General features: G+C 41.4%; 27 protein-coding genes. 4 read left to right on the top strand and 23 right to left on the bottom strand.

Annotated features, from left to right (window positions below; all coding sequences use genetic code 11):
* The first annotated feature begins 73 nt into the window (after positions 1 to 73).
* Entirely contained in the window at positions 74 to 271 is a 198-nt protein-coding gene (locus tag J3U35_RS03335; RefSeq protein WP_267359567.1) for a ribbon-helix-helix domain-containing protein, read from the top strand.
* A 12-nt stretch (positions 272 to 283) separates the two neighbouring features.
* Here the strand turns inward: J3U35_RS03335 and J3U35_RS03330 are convergent, their stop codons facing one another.
* The 22 genes from J3U35_RS03330 to J3U35_RS03225 all read right to left on the bottom strand — a co-directional run bounded on the left by J3U35_RS03330 (position 284) and on the right by J3U35_RS03225 (position 16,879).
* The gene (locus tag J3U35_RS03330) at positions 284 to 1,996 is read right to left on the bottom strand and encodes a hypothetical protein (protein WP_267359566.1); all 1,713 of its coding nucleotides are present in this window, start codon (positions 1,994 to 1,996) and stop codon (positions 284 to 286) included.
* A gap of 8 nt (positions 1,997 to 2,004) precedes the next feature.
* Complete coding sequence (locus J3U35_RS03325; protein ID WP_267359565.1) at positions 2,005 to 2,589, bottom strand: hypothetical protein; 585 nt, start codon at positions 2,587 to 2,589, stop codon at positions 2,005 to 2,007.
* Positions 2,564 to 3,226, bottom strand: coding sequence for a hypothetical protein (locus tag J3U35_RS03320; RefSeq protein WP_267359564.1), 663 nt, complete (start codon positions 3,224 to 3,226; stop codon positions 2,564 to 2,566). Before J3U35_RS03320 ends, J3U35_RS03325 begins: the two co-directional genes overlap by 26 nt.
* A gap of 4 nt (positions 3,227 to 3,230) precedes the next feature.
* Positions 3,231 to 3,668, bottom strand: coding sequence for a tail fiber assembly protein (locus tag J3U35_RS03315; RefSeq protein ID WP_267359562.1), 438 nt, complete (start codon positions 3,666 to 3,668; stop codon positions 3,231 to 3,233).
* Between the two features lies 1 nt (position 3,669).
* Entirely contained in the window at positions 3,670 to 5,193 is a 1,524-nt protein-coding gene (locus tag J3U35_RS03310) for a phage tail protein (RefSeq protein ID WP_267359560.1), read from the bottom strand.
* Entirely contained in the window at positions 5,190 to 5,798 is a 609-nt protein-coding gene (locus tag J3U35_RS03305) for a hypothetical protein (protein WP_267359558.1), read from the bottom strand. Before J3U35_RS03305 ends, J3U35_RS03310 begins: the two co-directional genes overlap by 4 nt.
* Positions 5,795 to 6,970: a baseplate J/gp47 family protein gene (locus J3U35_RS03300; RefSeq protein ID WP_267359556.1), complete on the bottom strand. Its 1,176-nt coding sequence runs from the start codon at positions 6,968 to 6,970 to the stop codon at positions 5,795 to 5,797. The genes J3U35_RS03305 and J3U35_RS03300 overlap by 4 nt, the downstream gene beginning before the upstream one ends.
* Complete coding sequence (locus tag J3U35_RS03295; protein WP_267359554.1) at positions 6,963 to 7,289, bottom strand: DUF2590 family protein; 327 nt, start codon at positions 7,287 to 7,289, stop codon at positions 6,963 to 6,965. The genes J3U35_RS03300 and J3U35_RS03295 overlap by 8 nt, the downstream gene beginning before the upstream one ends.
* A complete protein-coding gene (locus J3U35_RS03290; RefSeq protein WP_267359552.1) occupies positions 7,279 to 9,342 on the bottom strand; it encodes a phage tail tape measure protein in 2,064 nt (687 codons plus the stop codon). Before J3U35_RS03290 ends, J3U35_RS03295 begins: the two co-directional genes overlap by 11 nt.
* The gene (locus J3U35_RS03285; protein WP_267359551.1) at positions 9,342 to 9,482 is read right to left on the bottom strand and encodes a DUF6890 family protein; all 141 of its coding nucleotides are present in this window, start codon (positions 9,480 to 9,482) and stop codon (positions 9,342 to 9,344) included. Before J3U35_RS03285 ends, J3U35_RS03290 begins: the two co-directional genes overlap by 1 nt.
* 50 nt (positions 9,483 to 9,532) lie before the next feature.
* Positions 9,533 to 9,790, bottom strand: coding sequence for a putative phage tail assembly chaperone (locus J3U35_RS03280; protein ID WP_267359549.1), 258 nt, complete (start codon positions 9,788 to 9,790; stop codon positions 9,533 to 9,535).
* A gap of 128 nt (positions 9,791 to 9,918) precedes the next feature.
* Entirely contained in the window at positions 9,919 to 10,266 is a 348-nt protein-coding gene (locus tag J3U35_RS03275) for a hypothetical protein (protein ID WP_267359547.1), read from the bottom strand.
* Positions 10,259 to 10,618, bottom strand: a complete 360-nt coding sequence (locus J3U35_RS03270) for a D-Ala-D-Ala carboxypeptidase family metallohydrolase (protein ID WP_267359545.1) — start codon at positions 10,616 to 10,618, stop codon at positions 10,259 to 10,261. The genes J3U35_RS03275 and J3U35_RS03270 overlap by 8 nt, the downstream gene beginning before the upstream one ends.
* Complete coding sequence (locus J3U35_RS03265) at positions 10,615 to 10,902, bottom strand: holin (protein WP_267350823.1); 288 nt, start codon at positions 10,900 to 10,902, stop codon at positions 10,615 to 10,617. The genes J3U35_RS03270 and J3U35_RS03265 overlap by 4 nt, the downstream gene beginning before the upstream one ends.
* Before the next feature lie 9 nt (positions 10,903 to 10,911).
* A complete protein-coding gene (locus tag J3U35_RS03260) occupies positions 10,912 to 11,370 on the bottom strand; it encodes a phage protein (protein ID WP_267359543.1) in 459 nt (152 codons plus the stop codon).
* Between the two features lie 11 nt (positions 11,371 to 11,381).
* Positions 11,382 to 12,494, bottom strand: a complete 1,113-nt coding sequence (locus J3U35_RS03255) for a DUF2586 domain-containing protein (RefSeq protein WP_267359540.1) — start codon at positions 12,492 to 12,494, stop codon at positions 11,382 to 11,384.
* The gene (locus J3U35_RS03250; protein ID WP_267359538.1) at positions 12,495 to 13,193 is read right to left on the bottom strand and encodes a hypothetical protein; all 699 of its coding nucleotides are present in this window, start codon (positions 13,191 to 13,193) and stop codon (positions 12,495 to 12,497) included.
* Positions 13,177 to 13,653, bottom strand: a complete 477-nt coding sequence (locus J3U35_RS03245) for a phage tail protein (protein ID WP_267359536.1) — start codon at positions 13,651 to 13,653, stop codon at positions 13,177 to 13,179. The genes J3U35_RS03250 and J3U35_RS03245 overlap by 17 nt, the downstream gene beginning before the upstream one ends.
* The gene (locus J3U35_RS03240; protein WP_267359534.1) at positions 13,650 to 14,102 is read right to left on the bottom strand and encodes a head completion/stabilization protein; all 453 of its coding nucleotides are present in this window, start codon (positions 14,100 to 14,102) and stop codon (positions 13,650 to 13,652) included. The genes J3U35_RS03245 and J3U35_RS03240 overlap by 4 nt, the downstream gene beginning before the upstream one ends.
* A 106-nt stretch (positions 14,103 to 14,208) precedes the next feature.
* Positions 14,209 to 14,913 (bottom strand): phage terminase small subunit, encoded by a 705-nt coding sequence (gene gpM, locus J3U35_RS03235; protein ID WP_267359532.1) that lies wholly within the window; start codon positions 14,911 to 14,913, stop codon positions 14,209 to 14,211.
* Between the two features lie 58 nt (positions 14,914 to 14,971).
* Positions 14,972 to 15,961: a phage major capsid protein, P2 family gene (locus tag J3U35_RS03230; RefSeq protein ID WP_065558322.1), complete on the bottom strand. Its 990-nt coding sequence runs from the start codon at positions 15,959 to 15,961 to the stop codon at positions 14,972 to 14,974.
* Between the two features lie 27 nt (positions 15,962 to 15,988).
* Positions 15,989 to 16,879 (bottom strand): GPO family capsid scaffolding protein, encoded by an 891-nt coding sequence (locus J3U35_RS03225; protein WP_267359530.1) that lies wholly within the window; start codon positions 16,877 to 16,879, stop codon positions 15,989 to 15,991.
* A 144-nt stretch (positions 16,880 to 17,023) separates the two neighbouring features.
* Between J3U35_RS03225 and J3U35_RS03220 the strand changes: the two genes are divergently transcribed.
* The 3 genes from J3U35_RS03220 to J3U35_RS03210 are packed head-to-tail and all read left to right on the top strand — an operon-like array spanning position 17,024 to position 20,156.
* Positions 17,024 to 18,808 carry a terminase large subunit domain-containing protein gene (locus J3U35_RS03220; protein WP_267359528.1) on the top strand — a complete coding sequence of 595 codons (1,785 nt, stop codon included), beginning with the start codon at positions 17,024 to 17,026 and terminating at the stop codon, positions 18,806 to 18,808.
* Positions 18,790 to 19,854, top strand: coding sequence for a phage portal protein (locus J3U35_RS03215; protein ID WP_267350833.1), 1,065 nt, complete (start codon positions 18,790 to 18,792; stop codon positions 19,852 to 19,854). The genes J3U35_RS03220 and J3U35_RS03215 overlap by 19 nt, the downstream gene beginning before the upstream one ends.
* Before the next feature lie 44 nt (positions 19,855 to 19,898).
* The gene (locus tag J3U35_RS03210; RefSeq protein WP_267359526.1) at positions 19,899 to 20,156 is read left to right on the top strand and encodes an ogr/Delta-like zinc finger family protein; all 258 of its coding nucleotides are present in this window, start codon (positions 19,899 to 19,901) and stop codon (positions 20,154 to 20,156) included.
* Here the strand turns inward: J3U35_RS03210 and J3U35_RS03205 are convergent.
* The gene (locus J3U35_RS03205) at positions 20,143 to 20,322 is read right to left on the bottom strand and encodes a hypothetical protein (protein WP_267359524.1); all 180 of its coding nucleotides are present in this window, start codon (positions 20,320 to 20,322) and stop codon (positions 20,143 to 20,145) included. The two genes, J3U35_RS03210 and J3U35_RS03205, sit on opposite strands and share 14 nt — an antisense overlap.
* Positions 20,323 to 20,494: the final 172 nt, after the last annotated feature.

Below are 20,494 nucleotides of genomic sequence, written 5' to 3'. Positions count from 1 at the left end.
AAAGGTGGGGGTGCCACCCCACCGATGATCCTAATATATCAATTGATTAATTAAAAATCAATAGGGGTCTAACATGGCGTTATCGAAATCAGAAATTCAAAAACGTAGTGATGAAAAGAGGGGGGTAAAACCGAAGGGATACAAATTGACAATTGAAACCATTGAACTTATATCTGAACTGAGCAAACAGACAGGCGCGCCACAATCGAAAATAATCGAAAACGCTATTTTGATGTATCAGAACGCAATAGAACGCGCCAACAGGAGCTAATCAAAACAACGACTATTTAGCTATAATTGGCGAATATTTTTCGTCCAATTTGAGAGCATCTAATTTAACGCCGTTAATTGCCGCCGAATTTGTAGGAGGGCTGGTATTTGGATGTGTATGCTGAGCGGTCAGCTCTGCGAGGCGTTCAATCAATTCTAATGTATCCAACATTAATTGCGAAATATTTATTGTTGACGATCCCAACCAAACCGACGGCGCCAGTATTTGTTGTTGGGCACCGGCTATTGACTGACGAATAGTGGCAACCGTTTCACGAATTTCTCTAGCGGTGGTTGTGATACTATTAGTCACCGTTAAATCACAATTTTGTTTTATTTGGACGCACTGATCCCCGTCAACGTTCAATGTGTAATTTTTGCCCACGTATTGCACCTGGTTCGAGCTGGTGCCGACTGTAAAATCACTTAACGAAATTGCACTAATCGTGTTAGCGGACAATTTGTAATTACTGTAGACGTTAACTGTATAATTTGCAGCAACCGAAACTGTTTTGGTTGTTGTTTTTTCTGTTGACGAATCACTATTTAAACAATAATCGCGGGCGTTATCAGTTACCGTCTGATCGCTCTCGCGGGTCATGTTGCCTACGTGGTCAATTTTAGTAAAAACCTCTGCACGCTGCTGTAGCAGATGTTCGTTTTTTTTGATGGCGGGCATTGTTTTGTTGTTTGGGTAAATATTGCGTATTACTGGCTGGTCTGGTTTGCCGTTAATAAAACCGACCTCAACCTCGGTACCAACCTCGGGATAGTGATACGAGCCTCCCTCGGATCCAATATTTGTTACCGGCAGCGGAACTGATTTATAAACTGGTGTTTTAGATTCTGCGCCGTTCTCGTCCAGCAATTGTACGTTTACTGCGTATTTAGGGCGAAACGGGGTGGAAATATCGCCCAGATCGGATTCGTCCGAAATTGCGACAACCCGGGCTAATTTTGACAGGTGATAGCCGCCTGCCAACTCTGGGAATTCTCGTTCTATTTGACGGCGTGATGCTGATTTTTTAACCGCGATATCCTCAAACGAGATCGTCATATTATCGTTAATCAAATTTACAGTAGTGATTTTTTTGCCGTTGATTTTCACACCTGGGCGTAATTTTGGTACCAGTGGAATTTCCACCATATTTGATCCAGCGGTAGACGACGAAATTTTATTTAAATTGTCGCCCAAATCGATATTTTTATCAGAAAAATAGCTGTCACTATAACTACCGCAATAGATTTTGCCTGTTGGTGTTTGAAAAAATACGTATTCCGGAATGCTGAACGCTCTGCCAATTTCGCGCAATAGATGATCACCCGTTCCTGCGTGTTTAAAATGAGGGATTTTAATGTTGATATAATCAGCGGTTGGCAAATCGAATTGTAAACCGTTTTTTGACGTTAGATATTCAGTGACAATTTTTAATGTCGGATGTTGAAATGAACAGTTAATCGTTTGTTGATAACAACCGATTAATTCACGAACAAATAATTTTTTAGTGTTGCGTGCCGCAGGTTGTTCACTCTCGACATATCCTGTAAAAAATCGCTGCAAATCATTGCCGTATCCAACGTTTACAATAACCGTTTTGTTTATGTATGAATCGTTAGCAGGGACGGTAATAAAACCACGTCCACACGAATTTAATTCCAAAACGATATTACAATCAATAATCTGAATGCGCTCGCTATTGATAACTGCATATTTATGTATTTTCATCGGACTACCTACCCTAACGCATCATTAGCACGGGCTAAAACATTTTGTTCAAACCAAGAAAGATCCGCCGCCTCTTCCTGCTCGTCTGGTACCTCTTCAATTATCGCCCCGACGTGTTCATCACCATTTTCTACCGCTAATTGTTGCGCGCGAGTTTCTCGTTTTTCGGGGACAGATTTCCGCTCTGATAGAGAAAATCCTATTTGCCACGCGAGCAGTGACGAATGAGGGGAAACCGAAACTTTTCCGCTGAAAACAGCCTCACGTAGATTGATGACGTTAGCCGTAGCGTTGGCAATACGATATATTTTTTTTGCACCGCCATTTTCTGTTTGATACGACAATTCAATTAAACGGCTGAGCCGATCCGGCGTTGAGTATTCAATTAACCCGCTAATATTAAGCTTTTTTGGTTTGATGCCTTTTTCACTGCTATTAGTCGATGACGATTGTCCCGACTGGTCTTCTTCCGGCAAATCATACTCAACAGAAATTGACGGGTTTTTCAATGTGATTGATTCACCATCCAACGCCAATACAATATTATCAACGCGTCCTGACGAACCGTTATTGGTTGACGAGTTTTCGATCATACACTAGCTCCAAAACGGGGGTTAAATTAATATCTGAAAATGCCAACAAAAACGTAAAAACATGTTCTCTGTTGGGCAAATTTTTACAGAGGTCACTAGGCAAACCGTAGAAAAAATTAATATCAATACTACCGCCAGTTAATGATGCCGTATTGTCTGCGACACTATTTAAAATTTCAGATTTTTTCTGTGCAAACTGTTGCAGTTCACGCATGACGCTATTTATTGACGACCGAGGGCATTGTTGTGCCGATTTCAACGTTTGAGCGTTAACAATTGCACGAGTATTATTAGATGACAATTGTTTGACCACCCTGCGATCGGCAGGGCTTGGGATAACCATTTTTGTTATTTCCAAATCCTGCACAGTTTTGGCCGTTCTCAATGCGCGCGTAATTTCTGGCAAATCCCAGCACCGGCTAAACGCCGTTAACCTGTGAATAAAATCAGCTTCTGTTACAGACGAAACCATCATAACAGCAACCGGCGTTATGCTGTCGATCTGGCGTTGCAGTGCGTTAATCGCCTCTGTGGGGGATAAAAATTTGGTATTAGTAATTCTATACGGCTCTATCGCTATAGCCTCAAAATTCATCTGTTGATATTTTGCTAATGAAAATTTTTTATCACACCACATTTGATTATTCCGGTTTCGCTGGCCAATTTATTTCAGTTTGATTCGCGTTAATACGCGTCAACAAAATCCTGTATTTTTTCCACTGTTTGAGCTGCCGCTCCTCATCTGAGAACCGCATATCGAGATCGATAATATCCTGTAACACAGCTATCTGTTCGTTAGCCTCAGAAATCAATAAATTTTTCACAGTCTGATTCTGCTCAATGATATAACGATCAGAGCTAGAAACATTATGAACCCATTGCTGGCCGTCCCACTCATGAAATTGAGACGGTCTAGGCGCTGAATACGTCAAATCATCAAATATAACGCAACCAGCGTTGATTGCAGCGTATAAATCGTGATGTTGTTGCTGAGTGATTTCGATCGCCGTGTGTGGGATCGAATCGTTGACAACGTCAATGTAAAATGAATTGGAATCGTGATCGAAAAAAAATCTCATTTTATACCCCTATAGCTAAATACGTTATGGCTGAGTTTTTAAAAGACGTCTCGCTGGAACGACCCCAGAATTTAAATTGAGATCGTGATATTGGCCACGCACCGATCGAGTGTGCACCAGCGTCGCGGTCACTACACACGATAGACAGACATGCGTTAGGAAACGTAGTAAAAAAACTACCAACACCGCCATTCGCTCCCCATGATTCATAATAATCGACCTGCCCCCACTGGATCAAAACCCCAGACGGCAATTTAACAAAACCGGCGTGATCGCTCCAGCCCTGCGAAAATAATTGTTCAACGTGTTTTGATAAATCGATAACGTTTGCTGCCGGCACTCGTCCGCCTGTCAAAACGCCTGAACGATCAAACGCCCATGAATAACGGTTGTCGCTATCGCAGCGACCAATCGTGCCGTCATTGTCAATGACGTACCCAAATTGTTTATTGGGTGAAAAAATTGTGGTTTTGTTGTTGTTAATAGATATTTTATCGTGCAACTGGGACACAACCGGCTCAATAGCGGACAATTTTTCGTGTGCGTGACTAGCGCTATCATTCGCTGACGATGCCAGATCGTGAGTGATTTTTACGGCCAGCGGTGTGGACGCCTCTAATTCAGATTCGCTATTTGTTGCCGAGCTGAGTCTGATAATCCCCCAGTTGTCAGTTGACGCACGATCGGACGTGGTGACAAATGATTTCGGTTTAACAACAATCAGCTGACCCCCGTTATCAACTGAGGCGATGCGCTCAACATAATGAGAAAAACCGTCGTGTTCGTAATCCCGTAAATTTGTACCTGTAATTAAATTATAGTTTACTGACCATGCGCCAGTTGTGGTACCAGCCAGCCACGCATCAATATATAGCGATTGATTGCGTTCAATGTTTATCGAGGTTTCAGTTTTGTGTTCAACACGCAAACCGGCAACATATGCCAAACCTGATGACACGGTCAATTGATTAACATTTTTTGTTATTTCAAAACCACTATGAATTGCTAAACGATTGTATAAATCATAGTTCGTTAATCGGACGCGCTCATCCTCACTCTCCAATCGTTTTGAGTAGTCAATTTGCCAGGTTTCTGCATTAACTGTAATCCCCGTTGATTCAGACGCGTTATCGATTTCTAACCAAATTGATTCAGTGATAGTATTACCCTGTCGTTGTCCAGCGGTTTTAATTTTTTTGGTTAAATCTGTGTGCATCACCAGGCACAACGTGTTGGTTTCCGCATTGATCAACCCGATATAGTTAAACAAAAAATCCCCGACACTGGTATCTAAAATAACCGAATAAACCACGGTTCTATCGTTTAATAAACCGGTCTGCGTGACAGGTGCTGTGTGTACAACCTGATCAGCGGACGGCATCAAACCGTTAAAATCGATATCGGTATCCCCGTTAACTCCGTCAATATTTGCAAAAATCACCCGATCCAACGTTATCGGTTGGGATTGGCTCAATTGCCGCATAAAAAATTGTTCGCCTGTTTTTATTATCGCCGTTCTGCTCATTTTGTGCCCCGTAGAGTTTTTATTTCACCAAATCCGCCAACGCTAACAATTACCGCTGACAGGTGTGTTCGTTTAAAATCAAATTTAGATCCGTTGTAACGCTGATTATTATTGAACTCGCCACAACTGAAACGGATTGGTTGCGTGTGGACAATCTCAAAATAATACCGCCTGCACGTTCGGCCGTACTGTCTGATAATTTCAGTTAATAATTCACGATTATTTGTTAACTGGTTATCTGATAATCTCAGAATAATGACATCCCAATCGTAGCCGTGCTGACGTTCCAGTATTTGAACTGTACCAATTTCTAACCGTTCAAATATATTTTTAAACCCGACAACGGATCCAGAATCAGCGGCGTTAGAGTGCGCATACTTAATGCGCTTTCGGTATAGCGATAGCGGCTCATTATTCAGTCGTTGAATGTCTCGTTGATACGCATATAAAAATAACAGCCTATCGTCACAGGTTAGCGGGTCGAACTGCAAAATGGGGAATTGTAACCATTTATGCATCCGCTCCCAGTATTGAACTGCGGCGTTAGCCAGTTTTAACGGCTCGCCCCTGTTCATCCAAATTGGCAATTTAATTTGTAATTTCATTCTGCGATCTCGGTACTGATTTTTAGTGTTCGCAGTCGAGGTACCTCTAATTCGCTGACAATATCGCCAACGTCAAATACAATCGAATGCAATTCGCGAAACTGATCATGTAGTTCCTCGTTTAATTTTGAGATACTAAAACGGGAAAACGCGTTTACTGGTGTTACGTTGTAGTCATTGTTTTGACGAAACGCGCAACGAATAAAATTCTCAACGTTGAATACATATTGATTTACGTCAGTTGGTTGTTGTTCACGTTCAAAATACAATTTGACGTTAATATCAATTTTTTTATCTGGTATCGCAAAACAACGCAAATCATCACCGTGACCACGGTAGCCGTGCCCCATAATATGGGCGTTTACCCTGTCTATAAAATAGGTCGAATCAACGCCATCGTTTAATAATAGATACAGATTAGCCGTACCGGGGCCACGAGGCGCATCGTGAACAAAATAGATTTGTTTAGTTGATATCCCGGTAATTGTTGTCACAATACCACGGTAAACCGCATCTGTATGGTAATGCCCGACAAAATTGTACTGGTTTCTGACGCGTTCTCGTAAATCATCATCTGATTCAATATTAGCGCCCGGAGAGATCAGCCAATTGTCATCATTGGTAACTGTTATGCCGTCGATCTGTTCAACCAAATAACGATAATAACCTGCGGCTAAATTGTAATTTTCACCGCTGCCGACTGCCACCACAGGAACACGTGCACGTTCAACGCCAACAGGGATACTATACTCCTGAGTGGTTTGTAATTGATATGCAACCCCGTTAATTTCTGGAGAACTGATGACAGTGCCCGCAGGTATAACCACCGATAGATTCTGATTTGATTTAGTAAATAGAATTTCACCTGTTGCCGCTGTTGCTGGTTTACGCTCTAAATTAACAGCATTAGCAAACAAATCTAAAAATTGACCGCGGGCTGTCATTAAAAACATGTTCATCAACACGTTTTTGATAAATGCATTTTTTAGCCAAATATAGGGTTGAATGACAATAGCTAAAATTAGACGCCAAAACGGCGAATATTTCGACGTGTTGGTAATCAGCCCCTCAGCCTTGGCCAACTCCTCGAACTCGCTGCGTACGGCGTTCTCGTCAATAGGCATACCATGGTCGTGCAGGATTTTTTCAAACGTTTTCTGATAATCAACCATCGATTGTTACTCCAATTTTTCCAAATTCGTACGTGTCAGCAGTTAAATATAGCCGTTCAGATGTTTCCTCTGTGATGCGAACAGTGCCAGGCACTATCCTGCGATCGCGTTCAACTAAAAGAATGATTTTCGTGAATACGTCATAACGCATTGTAGGCGATCGTTCAGCAACTAATTCAGTAGCCAAACCGCTCTCAATAATTGAGTGTTTGACATCCTGACCTATGCTATGCTGATTTTTTGCCAAATTGGGCTCATAACCACTATTCAACGAAAAATCACGATCAGCTATGAACAAATCAACGTATTTATCCAGCATATAGCGTCTCCCATTCTTGTAATTGCGCAGGCGTCAGTGGCTGCGCGTTGTTTATAGTAACCGATTGAATATTTTTACTATTATCGATAGATTGAGATTTGTTATTGCGAATTTCACGAGACAATCCTCCAGGCTCTATTTCACTAACAACAGTGCTAGTAATCGGCGATTTAGCAGGGTTGACGGGGGTGCGTTCCGGCTCGTCAATTTTCTCGTATTCTAGCAGCTCAATATTTACGCCCGGTATGTAGTTAAGCCCCTCGATAATGGTGTTAATAACAGCGATCCCCATATTTTTAACTCTTTTCCAGGTGTTCGAGAACATCCCGATCAACGCGCTCCCGATTTCAGAAAACGAATCAAAAAACGAAAAATCGGTAAAAAATCCCACAAACCAATCCCAGGCAGCACACAGCCCGTCAACCAACGCGTCGAACGCCGACATAATCAGATCCCAACCAGAACACACCAGATCGAACAACCAGTTGAAACTATCGACCAGCAGATTAATGATCCAGGTGTCACGGATGCTGTTCCAAAAATCCCCTATAACGTCGATTATGACTGAAAATGCCGAAACAATTGTATTAAACAGCCAGCCAATTACTGATATCCATGCATCAAACGCCGCAGAAATCCCACGCCAAACAGCCGAAAAAACCGCCCCCAGAAATTGGAAAAATTTTATCAACGCCTGAATAAACCACGTTTGACTAAGCGCTGCCCAAAACGCCTGAAATTTATCAATAACCCAATTGATAACAGCGCCGATTTTATCTCGAAAAATCCAACAAACAGCGATTACTGCACCGATTGCCAAAACGATTAACATAATTGGGGAACACAATAACGAGATGACCCCAGAAATAATTGCGAAAATCGCGGCCACAGCAGCCAGCCCCATAAACGCCACGGTGACTACGCCTAGCCATTTAGCTAAATTTGGGAACATTTCCATCCATTTAGCAAACCGCCCTATCAAACCGCCGACGGTATCCATTACCGGTTTTAACACCGGTAATATCGCTCGGCCGATAGATTCCTTTATATTCACGAACTGAGCATTGAGACGATCGAGCGGTTTCACATTCGCCTCGGCCATTCGCTGCATTAGTTTAAAATTCTGACCGCGGCCAATCTCCTTGGTGTGTTGTTGTAGTTCATCAAAATTATTCGAGAGCACCCGAACAATATCAGCGCCAGCCCCGAAAGCCTGATCCAATTCTCGTTGGGCTTTAATGTTCGTTGACAAATCCTTACCGAATCTACCCTGAATTTTTGCAATAATTTCGGGCATTGACAGCATTTTGCCGTTAGCATCAGCAAACGATAGTCCTAACTCCCGACCAGCGGCGCCTAAATTTTTGTAAAGAGCTGCATACGATTTTGCCGCACCATTCCCCAAACTTTTACTGGCCAGACCCAGAACAACCGCCTGTTCCCCCATACCCACGCCGTTATTAGCGGCCGCCCCCTTAGTGCTTTGCATCATACTTTGCAGTTGCTGGGTAGAGACATTAAAATTATTTTTAGCGTACGCAGCGATACCGGCCGCATGCCGGGCGAAATTGAGTTGACCAATTTTATTAGCCGTATTTTTGTAATTTGACGCCATTTGTTCAATGTATGAGGTTGATACGTCCACGCTTTCGCCGGTAGCTTTTGACAGCATATTCATTGCAGCTACAGCCTGCGGTACGTCGACATCACTAATACCGGATAGCGCCCCTTTAATCGACGATGCGGAGCTAACAAAATCAAGCGCACTGGTACCATACTCAGCGCTAAATTTTTTAGCCGCTGCGCGCAGTTCATTAATTGACGAAACACCGCCGATACTGGCGTTTTTCAATGCTCGATCCATTTCCTCGGTAGGAGATAGCAGGGCGGTGATACTTTTAGCAACGGCAAACAGCGCCAGCCCGCCGCCACCAATTTTTTTAAACGAATTGGCCGCGGTCGCATTAAATGATTTAAATTGTGCCTGAACACGTTTAAGCGGTGCTGTAACGCGATCCGTCAATTTAATTGTAAAATCTAATGATGATGACATTATTTAACGCCCTTAAATGCTCTACCTATACCGTTAGCCACTGCCGCAGCCGTTACCTCGGATAAATGATTATCTAACCATGCTGCACGGGCGAGGTTTTCGCTGCTATCGTCCTCAGTAGGCAAATAGTAGCGGCGCAAAATTAGCAGTTGTTCCAACGAATTTTTGCTAATTTTACTAACTCGCCTGTTTAGTTTTTTATCTCAATTTCCAAATCGGGAACAAATTGTTTAATAATTTTCTCAATAATTTGTAATGCCGCGCCGACGTGTTTTTCTAGGATCTCGTTCAGTTTATCTTTATCTTCGGGAACAACAGTACGACGTAAAAAATTAGTCGCCGGTGCAACTTTATCGTTCATCGTGATATCATTGATATACGAGTTGTATGCCAATTTTGTTGGCTCAAATGTGACATCTGTACCGTTAATGGTTAACGTGATTTTCATGTTCTACCTCGATTATTGTTTCAATTAAAATGTTGTGTCTAAGCGCGCAGTCAATATAAATATTGCGCCATTCAATTAATGCGTTTTGTATTGCCGATGCCGTGTTATTTTCGATGCGCGGCAATGCCTCAACGCATTTCGTTAACGTGTTTTGTTGATAAAATATTTTCGTATTCTGCTGTTTGCTGATTGAACAGCTCGACAAAATCAGAACCAATGCAATGAGAATTAGCAACAGGGCTAACGGCCGCCGTTTTTTTACGATTTTGTCTTTCATACGTTTTTACCTGTTGTAATTTTATTTCCAGCTCGTGCGATTTATTGTTAATAACTGATTGATATTGCCGTGTGTCAAAGTTCAGTTTGTTTATTTGTTTTAATGATTTGCTATCATTTTGTAATGACTCAAAATAAACACCGAATCCGAAAATCATTAATACAAAAACACCAATAATTGCCAGCCTTTTTTTATTCATTTGAACCCCAGCGCGCCGTAATTGCTCTGACGTCAATGTGGGTAAATGTTTTGTAGCGACCGATGCCGAATTTATCCGGGTATTTGGTTTCCAAATAATCAGCCACAGATTTAGGATTAACACGCTGGACGCTAATGTCAGCCGCGTTACCTAATATATGTTGGCTGTGCCGCGTTCCGCCCACGGATTGATTATGCTGTGGACATCGGCAACCGCTGTTAATGTAGATTGGGGTGTTAAAATGAATCCGCAAATCCTCTAGCACATCAATCAATTTCGGATTGATATCGTCACGGCCGCAACCGCATTTACACGCAAATTCTGAAAGTTTAAAGTGTTGTGACAAATTCATTTATTATCCTCTTTCTTCTTATCTATATAGGTGATAACAACCCATTCAATTAATGAATGCCCTAAAATACCTAACAACGCCGCGGCTCCAACAACAACCAATTGCGGCGCGTTAGGGTGGGGGATCATGATTAATCCAGCAATCAGTGAGGAGCCGGTACCAAGCAACGACCTGCCAACAACTTTTCGCCACGTGATCGCCTCGTCTCCTGCTAACAATTTAGCTATGCCGAGCATAAACCCCACCAGCCCAATCTTTACTAATAACGATTCTTCATTAGTCATCATCAAAACCTAGTTATTTAATAAATTGCGTGTATCTGTTGCTGATAGATACGGCACTCCGTTAATGCTGATAAAATCGGGTGACGTCACCAGATAATCGACAGTATGCGTAGTTTCATCGTCACTGGATTTATCAGCATTGAGCAGATCTGAGATTTTGAGCTTACAGCCGTATGCCTCGATTTTTTGCTCTTCATCGCCGGTGTTGGCATAGAACATAAAATCAGCCGCCGGCATATCACGAAATGATCCGGTAGCCCTGGCAATATCGATTAATTTATTAAAATATTTGCTGGTTAACGTGATAGCCCCCTCAGCTGACACCGATCCGGCTATATGCCCGTCCGGCACGCCGTTAGTGGTTGCGGTTGCGCTATTATCTGTAATTGTTAGCGTAATACTTTTAACTTGAATCAGCTCACCCGCATAGTTGACATCGAAAGATTTACCTGTAATTCTTGAACCCATTTAATTCCCCCTTATTGGCCTAATGACGCATCGAGCATAAGACTAATTGTGATCTGCATCGGAATATCACGCGTGCGCACAACGACGTAAATATCGACAATTTTTTGTGTTTTCCATGTGATAACGATATCGCCGTCCCGAGGTTTTTTGACCTCGCCCGGAAACTCAATACCGTTAATTTGCGTAGTAATTGACATTTCACGCAGCGGTTTAGCAAAATACTGCTGGTGAACGGCGATTGAATTGGCTGAACTGTTAAATGACGAATCCGCAACTTTAGCGATTGCCAATAATCGAATTTTTCGAGCAACTTTATCGATAACGCGTACTGTTTCGGCTGATTGATAGTCGCCACCCTCAACATCTAATGTGCGATCGTCTGCCCAATAAATGCCGTCATAGTCTGGGTACCACATCGGCACGCTGTAGCGGTTAGCATTTAACGTTTGTAATGTCGCCAATGGCAGCTCAATACCCGCCGCATCAACGGGCAGGGCGTCGCGACCTAAATTACTGACTGCACCCGTTTTAACCCGCGCCAACGCATCAGCGATGGTTACAGAACGATTACATGAGCGCCCCGCATTAACAAACGGCTCATTACCCCAGATCATAGGCACCAACGTGATAGCATATTCTGCGATACCGTTTTGCAATGTGGCTAATCGTGATTCGTATTTTGCCCACGTTTCGCTGGATTGCAGACCCTCCACGCCCAATATGAAGCGCACCCAGCGTCCGTATTTAGCAATTAAATTCTTGCGGAGTGAGATAGCCTTATTGATTTCAGATTTCGTATTGATATTTTCAGCATAGACGACCGCCTCAAACGAGGCGATCTTTTGCGCCTGCATTACAGCGTCTGTCCAGTCCTGACCGTCATTGAGTATTGCAATACTAGCAAACCAATTCTGGCCGGCGTTTTCTAGTGCTGCTAATACGCCTTTTTTTAGCGCGCTATCATCATTACCTAATACGCTGTTGAAATCAGTTTGCGCATTGACTGAAATAATTTTCCCTTTGTTTTTGTTGGCATTGCCGATAAATAGAAATCGACGTTCAACCTCATCGGTTTCACCCTGCAACAAATTTAATTGATTGATTGTAATTGTTGGCCAAACCATTTAAAATTTTCCCCTTTTACTGCCACCAAAATTAATGTTCCGTAATTCGCGTTTAATTGATTTTTCAAAATCTGCATCGCTAATGCCCAAAAACTCACGGCCAGGGACTTTTATATCCCAATTGTTTTTTACTTGTTCAGCTAGCATTTGCTTAATAACAATACCAGCCTGCGCTTCACTTAAATTTACCCTTAGCCATTTGACGGATGAGCGTACCTTTTTTTTATTTTTTGGGTGTGTATGCCCCATTTTTCGCAATCGCTTTACCTGCCTATCCGTTATTGACCCTTTTTGCGTATCGTTCGTTTGATTAGTAAATTGTCCTTTATTTTGTGTAATTTTAAGTCCGTCCTGCTGGACTTTAGCTACAACTCCAACAGGGATTGTCTTGCTGCCAGTACTCTTGTACTGCCCCTTAAAAAACGCCTTCCCCTCAAATGGAGTTGATCTAATACCTATATTTTTAGTTATTTTGCTGAGCAATTTTGCTTTGCGTTTACTCTGTCGTTTATCAAATTTTTCACCGCCTGGTGATTTTTGTTGTTTGATGCTTCTATTAGTAGCAGCTATTACGCCATTTTTCATAATGCGATATAGTAGTCTTTGGCGTTTTTCCGGCGTTAAATTCATCTGTTCTATTTCAGCCCTTAAATGTTTTAACTGAGCTTTATTTAGTTCGCCACTAATTCGCATTGACATTAACGTCCTCAGGGTGCATCCAGATGCTGGTTTCACCTAATCTGTATCGCCTACCTTTATATGGTATTGCCCCGTTTTCATGTTCAATTAACGTAATGTTTTCGAATAGTGGCACAGAAATCATTAAGTAAGCTGTTTGCTCGTCGTTTTCTGATACATCAATATCCGGATTGATATTATTAAATTGTTCATCATCGCTGTTTTTGTTTTCTAGCCAGCACATAACTAATGCAAAAACTAAACACGGGTCAAACAGTCGGTATGGAAACTGATCAAAGGTTATAACTGCGTCATAATGAAGTTTTGCGCATAATAATTGCCTGGTCGGCTGATTTGTTACCAGTTTAAATACCCGATCGATTTCTAAGTTGTCCATGAAAGAGCTAAACTTTTGCCCGCGATAAACAGCGCTAGGCAGGTTATCTTTTAAAAACGTGGTTAATTCAGTAATCAAACTCATATCAAAGCAACTCCACAGCGTCGTAAACCCAATAATTTACGAAGTTCTCTTGTACTTTCGGCTAGCAATGCAGCTTTCATTTCCTTTTGGTTTTCGCCGATTTTGTCATCTCTGCTGGCAATACTGACAAATTCACCGACTAAATCAGCTTTAGCCCTTGCAAAAACAGCTTTTTTATAAATAATCACTGTTGATGATATGTCATCAACGCTGACTACTCCGCATTTTGATGCTGTATTAACTCCGTTAGAAATGTGTGTTTTTTTGTATTGTTCTAGCGTCAAATTGATTTCAACAACTGCCGACACGAGCGCGTCACGTATTAATTGTTGATTAATATTAGGCGACATAGAACGCTCAATCATAAAATCAGACAGATTAAGATCGGGCCAAAAACCGTCATTTTTGATGTAAATGTCTGATTGTTTAAAATCCTGTCCGCTAAACATAAATATCCTCAAAAACCTCTAAAAAAGCGCCCGTACGCAAATTTCGAATTCAGCAAATAAAATACTAATTCTAGTTTGCTGGGCGCTGGTGGTTGTGTGTAGTCTGTTATTTGGTTAATGCATTAATTCGTTGTTCAATGTTTCCCAGCATGGTTTTTACCCCCACTTTGGCATAAATATTTTGAGCCTGAGTCAACAACTCTTTTGCCTGATTTAATACGTTGACATTATCGACAGCGGTCGCCTTCGGCGTGCCGTTTTCATCACGTAATAGATATAAACCAGCAAATTTGTACCATTCAGCCTTATCTGATTCATATAATCGCCACTTATTTTTTACCAGATCAAACACTCGACTAAAATATGGCTCGATTGAATGGCCGTTAGTAGCTGTGGTCTCTACCCATTCGAATACAGTTTTAGCAACAAAACCTGGCAGTTTCATGCTCCACGCCGTCGGCGTGTCCTGGTTTTGCTCTATTGCAATTTCTGCCCAATCGAGACCCTGATCGAACTGCTGAGTATCAAACAGCCAAATAATGCACCAAACAAAAATTGGGTTAGGGTAGATTCGTCCCTCTTGCAAATACCGCTCGACTTTTGGCAGCCACTTGGGCAACACAACGTTTAATTTGTATTCATTACGATCTGCCATGTTATTACCGAAATTACGTAAGTATTCGATATCACGTTCAAGCTCAGCATTAACAATATGTAAGCTATCTTTTGAATCAACTAGTACCGCTTTTTCTTGACTGATTTGCGCCACTTTTTCCCGGTGTTGTTGAAATGGTGATAAAACAACTGTCATAAATCCATCCTTTATTAAGCCGCTAGTCGAAACTAGTTGAAACTAGCGGCAATACAAATTAAACAAATGAAATTGCACTTTCATCAATAGCTACATACAACTCGGGCACTTCTAATGCATAACCTTCGTTACGCCAGTATTTGTTTTCGAACTGCTTGCGGTCTTGCACATCCTCAGCCGCACGGCGACGCGATCCTTTTTGCGTATAAATATGAAGGTTTTTAAGTGTGGTTGCCACAATTCGTTTACCCGGCATAAATGGCGGAACAAAGGCCTTTTTACCTGCGATAATCGTATCAAGTTGCGCCGCAGCTAGATTTTCAGTTGGCGTGTCGGCTTTGCTATATAAGCGGAACTGTTCACGCGCAAGCAGATCACTACCAACTAATATCACGATATTTGGATCGTTGCGGCACTCAACGGGTAGATGATTGACAAGATCTGAAGCCATGGCATCCAATGTTTCATATGTTCCACCAACACCTAAAGTGACACCGCCGGTTAAAACCTGAGATCCGTTATTCCACTCCTTAGCGATTTGATGCCAACCTTTGTTAACATCTTCACCATTTGGATACTGGTCGGGATCGGAAGTGTTTGCAACACTGACACCATTAAAGCCAATGCGGAGCATATCCAGGGCGAACTGCTTATCGATGAAACTCTGCATCATGCGAAAAAATTCACCCTCACCGCCCGAATTAGCCCAGACACTTAACGTTGCCCAATCTAATGCCGCACATGAGTCGGTTTCGCTTAATTCGTAAGTGTTACCATCTACGCCCAATTTTCTGATAAATCGACCGCCTGACTTTCTTCCCGTCAATAATTGAGAAGTGCCCGTAACAACAACCTGCCCTTTCAGTTGATCAACGTCAAAACACGTTATCATTTTTAAAAACTCGGTGCTGTGTAAAATAGCCTCACGAAGTCGTGTATCCATCGGATCAGATAACGAAAACTGCTTAGTAATATCCATGACGCCGGCTTGCTTAGCTAGTGCCGTGCAATATTTTTGTATTAACTGTTCTGCTTTTTGATTTAACATATGTTTTATCTCATAGTTTATTAGTGCTTAGTGCAAATCAATGCTAAATGTTTGTGAACTAATACCCGGTTTTTGACTCACTGGGGTTTTCATCAATGCATTAAATTTATCTGTTAGTGCGTTGTGCTCTGCTTTGAGTTGCGCCATTTCTTTTTTAATTCGTGAAAACTCAGCATTGTCGGCCGCGGCTTCGGTTGCTTCTTTAGCGTCTTCAATGTTATCGATTGCCTGCTCAGCCTTGCCTTGAATTTCTTCGGCTGTTGCTTGTGCTGCTTCGGCGTTACCATTTTCAAGCTGTTCAATCAGTGTCTTATTTTGTTCTTGGAGTTCTGCAATTGCGCTCTTGGCTTCTTCAAGCTCGGCAAGTAGCGCATCAATTTCGTCTTGTGTCATGCTAAAATTCTCTCTTTTAGTGAGTTTTGATAAATTAATTTTTTTGCTTTGTAAGCAATTATTTTTTTCAGAATTAAATAGTAAAACTGGCTCTGCTCGAAAACCCTGTTTATTAGCTGAAAAAGCAAGGCGTGAAGTGCCAGTGCTTGCTGGCTGGTCGGTTGCAGCTAGCCCGACAAGGTAAAAATCACCGTCTTCGGGGAAATCCGGTAAAATTTCAATCGATGAATAGATTTTTTGCTCTTGTTCATTCATTGATTGAAGAATAGCGTTAGCACGTAAACGAGCCATCAGCCTTAGCTTCCCTTTTTTTTCCTCTAACTTTAATTCTTCAACCGTGCCCAAGTTGGCAGAAAATTGCCGCCAGAATGGATCTTCATGCTCACACCAAACTAAAGCCTGATATAATTCTGCACTATAATTTTTCACAACGCTTTCGAGCCATTCCCGTTTGATTTCTCGACCGTCAATGGTTTTACCCTCCTGCGCGATGCATAACCAATCACTAATTTTTATTTCTGCCATATTTTTAACTTGGTTGAATTGATTTCATTGATGTGAGTATGTTAACGGCTGGTAATTTAGTTTGCACTTGATGCGTTTCGGATATAAAGCCTTTTCCGAAAAGGGCTTGATGAATGTTTTATGTGATTACTAGACAATAGTTACATGAGATACAATACTGAACTAATTAAAGCAGCGCAGGCGCTATATTTAAAGCGTCACACGCCAAAAGAGATAGCCAAATCGTTACATTTAAAAAATGTAAGGATCGTTTACTACTGGGCAGAAAAGTATAAATGGTCGTTACTATTAAGTGAAGAGTCGGTCGAAGATGCGATCAATCGCCGACTAGCGTTATTAATCGGTCGAGATGATAAAACTGAACTTGAATTAAAAGAGATTGAAAGCTTGGTTATTCAGCACGTCAAGCTTGTTAATGCTCGTTCTAAAAGCCCAAAAAAGACAGAATTAACGGACAACGTTAATACTGCGGTAAATAGTGAACAAAATTTACAACAATTAAACGAAAAACCGAGCAAAAAGCCCCGCCGACGCCGAAAAAATGACGTATCAGGCATTACAAAAGAAAGCTTTGACGACGTAGCACAAACGCTTTTATATCCGCACCAGCTTTATGTTAGAGAGCATAAGCAAGCATCACGTTATCGATTTATTTTAAAAAGCCGTCAAATAGGTTTCACATTTTATTTCGCTTTTGAGGCGTTTGAAGATGCCGTTCTCACCGGCAATAACCAGATATTTGTATCATCGTCTAAAGCCCAAGCCCGCGTATTTGCAATGTACATTAAACGTATTGCGGATGAATTTTTCGGGGTTGAGATCAAAGGTGGCGACTTTATAACCTTAAGCAACCACGCCAATTTAATCTTATGTGCCAATAACGTAAGCACAGCCCAAAGTTATAGTGGAAATGTGTATTTTGATGAAGTGTTCTGGATGTCCAAGTTTATCGACCTGTACACAGGCGCAAAGGCTATGGCCACACTGGGCGATTTTAGAATAACGTTATTTTCAACACCAAGCACCAAAGATCATCCGTGCTTTAAATTATGGTCGGGCGAGGAATGGAAGGACGGTTCACCTAAACGTAAAAATATTGACTTTCCGGCTGACCAAACGCTACGAATGAACGGCACAATATGTCCCGACAAATTTTGGCGGTTGCTAATCACAATGGAAGATGCGATAAAACTTGGTTTTGATAAAGTTGATATTGACGATCTGAAAGATTCGAACAGTGCTCAAGCCTTTAACATCCTCTATTGTTGTAAATTTGCAGAAAGTGGAAAAGGGGTATTTGACTTCGAAAAATTGCAAAAATGCATAACCGACGCTAGCTCGTGGCAAGATCTGAATTTGAAAGCAGATCGACCATTTGGCAATCGTGAAGTTTGGGCTGGTTTTGATCCAAGTCGAACGCGTGACAATGCTACGTTTGTATTAGTGGCCCCGCCATTACATCCGGATGAAAAATTCCGAATTTTAGCAATTTATCAATGGCGGGGCATGAATTTTAAATACATGGCCAACGAGATAAAGAAGATTAAATCAAAATTCAACATCACGTATATTGGCATAGATATAACTGGAATCGGCTATGGTGTTTATGAGCATATAAAAGAATTCGCGCGTCGTGAAGTGCGCGATATCCACTATAACGTCAGCATAAAAAATCAATTGGTTTTAAAAATGGTTGACGTAGTGGAAGAGGGGCGGATCGAGTGGGACGAGGAGCAAAAAACCTTAATCACAGCGTTTATGTCAATTGAGCAACAAGCTACAGCCAAATCAAATCAAATTACGTACGCTGCAAGCAGAACAGAAAAAACAGGACACGCAGACGAATTTTTTGCAATTGCGCACGCTGTGTTTAACGAGCCGCTGAACAACACAAAACAACGAAAATCAACATGGATTACACAAAAATGATTAAATTTTTCAATCGTAAAAAACGTGATCAAAAAACAAAAAAAATGACATCGATCACATTTGAACGCCCCGAAATTGTTGTTACAGATCTAACCACGTATCTGGGAACACGTAACGAATACGAATCAAACTGTTATACAATACCAGTTGATCGACTAGCATTATCTCAGTTGCCGAATATGAACGCTCAACATGGCGGAATAGTGCAGGCTCGGCGAAATATGTTATTAAGCACATATATAAGCGGCGGACTTAGCAAAATGGACGCTATGTCCGCATTCCAGGAGCTGATTATTTTTGGTGATTGCTATCTATTAAAATTACGCAATGCATTTGGTTCAGTTGTTGGATTGATTCCGCTAATGTCATTGTATGTGAGAGCACATAAAAATGATGATGAAGACGCCATTACAGGTTGGGTTTTACCAAACAAAAATGAAACAATTATTTACCCGTTTGATGATGTAATACAAATAAAAATGCCTGATACACAGCAACGCGTATACGGGTACCCCGATTATATGGGCGGTGTTAATAGCGCAATGTTGAATAGCGAGGCGACAATGTTTAGGCGGCGTTATTACAGCAACGGGGCACATATGGGTTATATTTTTTACACTAACGATCCGAATATGACCGATGAAATCGAAAACGAAATAAAAGAAAAGATTGAAAACTCAAGAGGGGTTGGAAACTTCAAAAATATGTTTGTTAACATACCAGACGGTAGCGAAAAAGCCATACAACTAATACCCGTCGGCGATCTAAACTCGGCCAAAGACGAATTTGCCAATATCAAAAACATTTCAGCACAGGATCTATTGAACGCGCATCGATTCCCTGCCGGTCTATCTGGGGTAATTCCTGCCAACGGGTCGAATACTGGCGATGTAACTAAATTGCGCAAAAACTATATGAGTACAGAAACCAAAGTTTTGCAAGATTTGATAAGCGATTCCGTGAATAACGATCCAGACGTGATCAATTCCCCATTTTCTAGCAAATTACTATTTGATTTTGAGGTAATTACACAGCCGTCTGATTAAAATATGTTATAATTGGCTCGTGTAGAAATTACCTAGGGGACAACATGAGCAGAACACCTTTACTATTTTGCCCAGAATGCGGACAACGCGCAGTGATAACAAAAACCGCACGCACTCATAAACTGCTAAATTACCAATATTGTTCGTGTTCTGATCCTGAATGTGGCCTGACGTTTAGGATAAAATCGGAATTTGATCGGGTTTTAAGCCCTAGTGCGCGTGGGTTGGGGCGGATAAATACCTATTTGGCCAGCCGTGATATTAACCCACAACTGGCACTGGATGTGGTTAATCCGAGTTGACGTTAGGTTTATGTTCAGTGTTTTTTTGCATTTTCAGCAGCGATTCATGAAGTATACACAACCCAATCTGAACGTCACGCTGTGTTAACGACGAATCAATCATTAATCGGCTGATAAATTCCGCGCGTTCCAATACTATTTCGTTTTTTAGTTCAATATCACCCATTTGTGGCTCCTAATGTAAATTAATATACTGTAATTAAATACAGTATATTAATTTAAAACGAAAATTTCAAGTAAAAAATTATTTATGTTATTGATTTTTATATAAAACTATTTAGCGGTTTTAATCAGATGATAAATTTGAACTATTGGTAAATTAGTGATAATCTATAACT

It is taken from the genome of Gilliamella sp. B2717, assembly GCF_026536675.1.
Taxonomy (GTDB): domain Bacteria; phylum Pseudomonadota; class Gammaproteobacteria; order Enterobacterales; family Orbaceae; genus Gilliamella; species Gilliamella apicola_I.
The sequence above is the reverse complement of the archived record's forward strand: the minus strand, read 5'-3'. Positions and strand labels throughout refer to the sequence as shown.

Excerpts from the sequence above, each read along its gene's own strand:
- J3U35_RS03335 (WP_267359567.1), top strand. The coding sequence starts at position 74 with ATGGCGTTATCGAAATCAGAAATTCAAAAACGTAGTGATGAAAAGAGG.
- J3U35_RS03330 (WP_267359566.1), bottom strand. The coding sequence starts at position 1,996 with ATGAAAATACATAAATATGCAGTTATCAATAGCGAGCGCATTCAGATT.
- J3U35_RS03325 (WP_267359565.1), bottom strand. The coding sequence starts at position 2,589 with ATGATCGAAAACTCGTCAACCAATAACGGTTCGTCAGGACGCGTTGAT.
- J3U35_RS03320 (WP_267359564.1), bottom strand. The coding sequence starts at position 3,226 with ATGTGGTGTGATAAAAAATTTTCATTAGCAAAATATCAACAGATGAAT.
- J3U35_RS03315 (WP_267359562.1), bottom strand. The coding sequence starts at position 3,668 with ATGAGATTTTTTTTCGATCACGATTCCAATTCATTTTACATTGACGTT.
- J3U35_RS03310 (WP_267359560.1), bottom strand. The coding sequence starts at position 5,193 with ATGAGCAGAACGGCGATAATAAAAACAGGCGAACAATTTTTTATGCGG.
- J3U35_RS03305 (WP_267359558.1), bottom strand. The coding sequence starts at position 5,798 with ATGAAATTACAAATTAAATTGCCAATTTGGATGAACAGGGGCGAGCCG.
- J3U35_RS03300 (WP_267359556.1), bottom strand. The coding sequence starts at position 6,970 with ATGGTTGATTATCAGAAAACGTTTGAAAAAATCCTGCACGACCATGGT.
- J3U35_RS03295 (WP_267359554.1), bottom strand. The coding sequence starts at position 7,289 with ATGCTGGATAAATACGTTGATTTGTTCATAGCTGATCGTGATTTTTCG.
- J3U35_RS03290 (WP_267359552.1), bottom strand. The coding sequence starts at position 9,342 with ATGTCATCATCATTAGATTTTACAATTAAATTGACGGATCGCGTTACA.
- J3U35_RS03280 (WP_267359549.1), bottom strand. The coding sequence starts at position 9,790 with ATGAAAATCACGTTAACCATTAACGGTACAGATGTCACATTTGAGCCA.
- J3U35_RS03275 (WP_267359547.1), bottom strand. The coding sequence starts at position 10,266 with ATGAATAAAAAAAGGCTGGCAATTATTGGTGTTTTTGTATTAATGATT.
- J3U35_RS03270 (WP_267359545.1), bottom strand. The coding sequence starts at position 10,618 with ATGAATTTGTCACAACACTTTAAACTTTCAGAATTTGCGTGTAAATGC.
- J3U35_RS03265 (WP_267350823.1), bottom strand. The coding sequence starts at position 10,902 with ATGACTAATGAAGAATCGTTATTAGTAAAGATTGGGCTGGTGGGGTTT.
- J3U35_RS03260 (WP_267359543.1), bottom strand. The coding sequence starts at position 11,370 with ATGGGTTCAAGAATTACAGGTAAATCTTTCGATGTCAACTATGCGGGT.
- J3U35_RS03255 (WP_267359540.1), bottom strand. The coding sequence starts at position 12,494 with ATGGTTTGGCCAACAATTACAATCAATCAATTAAATTTGTTGCAGGGT.
- J3U35_RS03250 (WP_267359538.1), bottom strand. The coding sequence starts at position 13,193 with ATGTCAATGCGAATTAGTGGCGAACTAAATAAAGCTCAGTTAAAACAT.
- J3U35_RS03245 (WP_267359536.1), bottom strand. The coding sequence starts at position 13,653 with ATGAGTTTGATTACTGAATTAACCACGTTTTTAAAAGATAACCTGCCT.
- J3U35_RS03240 (WP_267359534.1), bottom strand. The coding sequence starts at position 14,102 with ATGTTTAGCGGACAGGATTTTAAACAATCAGACATTTACATCAAAAAT.
- gpM (WP_267359532.1), bottom strand. The coding sequence starts at position 14,913 with ATGACAGTTGTTTTATCACCATTTCAACAACACCGGGAAAAAGTGGCG.
- J3U35_RS03230 (WP_065558322.1), bottom strand. The coding sequence starts at position 15,961 with ATGTTAAATCAAAAAGCAGAACAGTTAATACAAAAATATTGCACGGCA.
- J3U35_RS03225 (WP_267359530.1), bottom strand. The coding sequence starts at position 16,879 with ATGGCAGAAATAAAAATTAGTGATTGGTTATGCATCGCGCAGGAGGGT.
- J3U35_RS03220 (WP_267359528.1), top strand. The coding sequence starts at position 17,024 with ATGAGATACAATACTGAACTAATTAAAGCAGCGCAGGCGCTATATTTA.
- J3U35_RS03215 (WP_267350833.1), top strand. The coding sequence starts at position 18,790 with ATGGATTACACAAAAATGATTAAATTTTTCAATCGTAAAAAACGTGAT.
- J3U35_RS03210 (WP_267359526.1), top strand. The coding sequence starts at position 19,899 with ATGAGCAGAACACCTTTACTATTTTGCCCAGAATGCGGACAACGCGCA.
- J3U35_RS03205 (WP_267359524.1), bottom strand. The coding sequence starts at position 20,322 with ATGGGTGATATTGAACTAAAAAACGAAATAGTATTGGAACGCGCGGAA.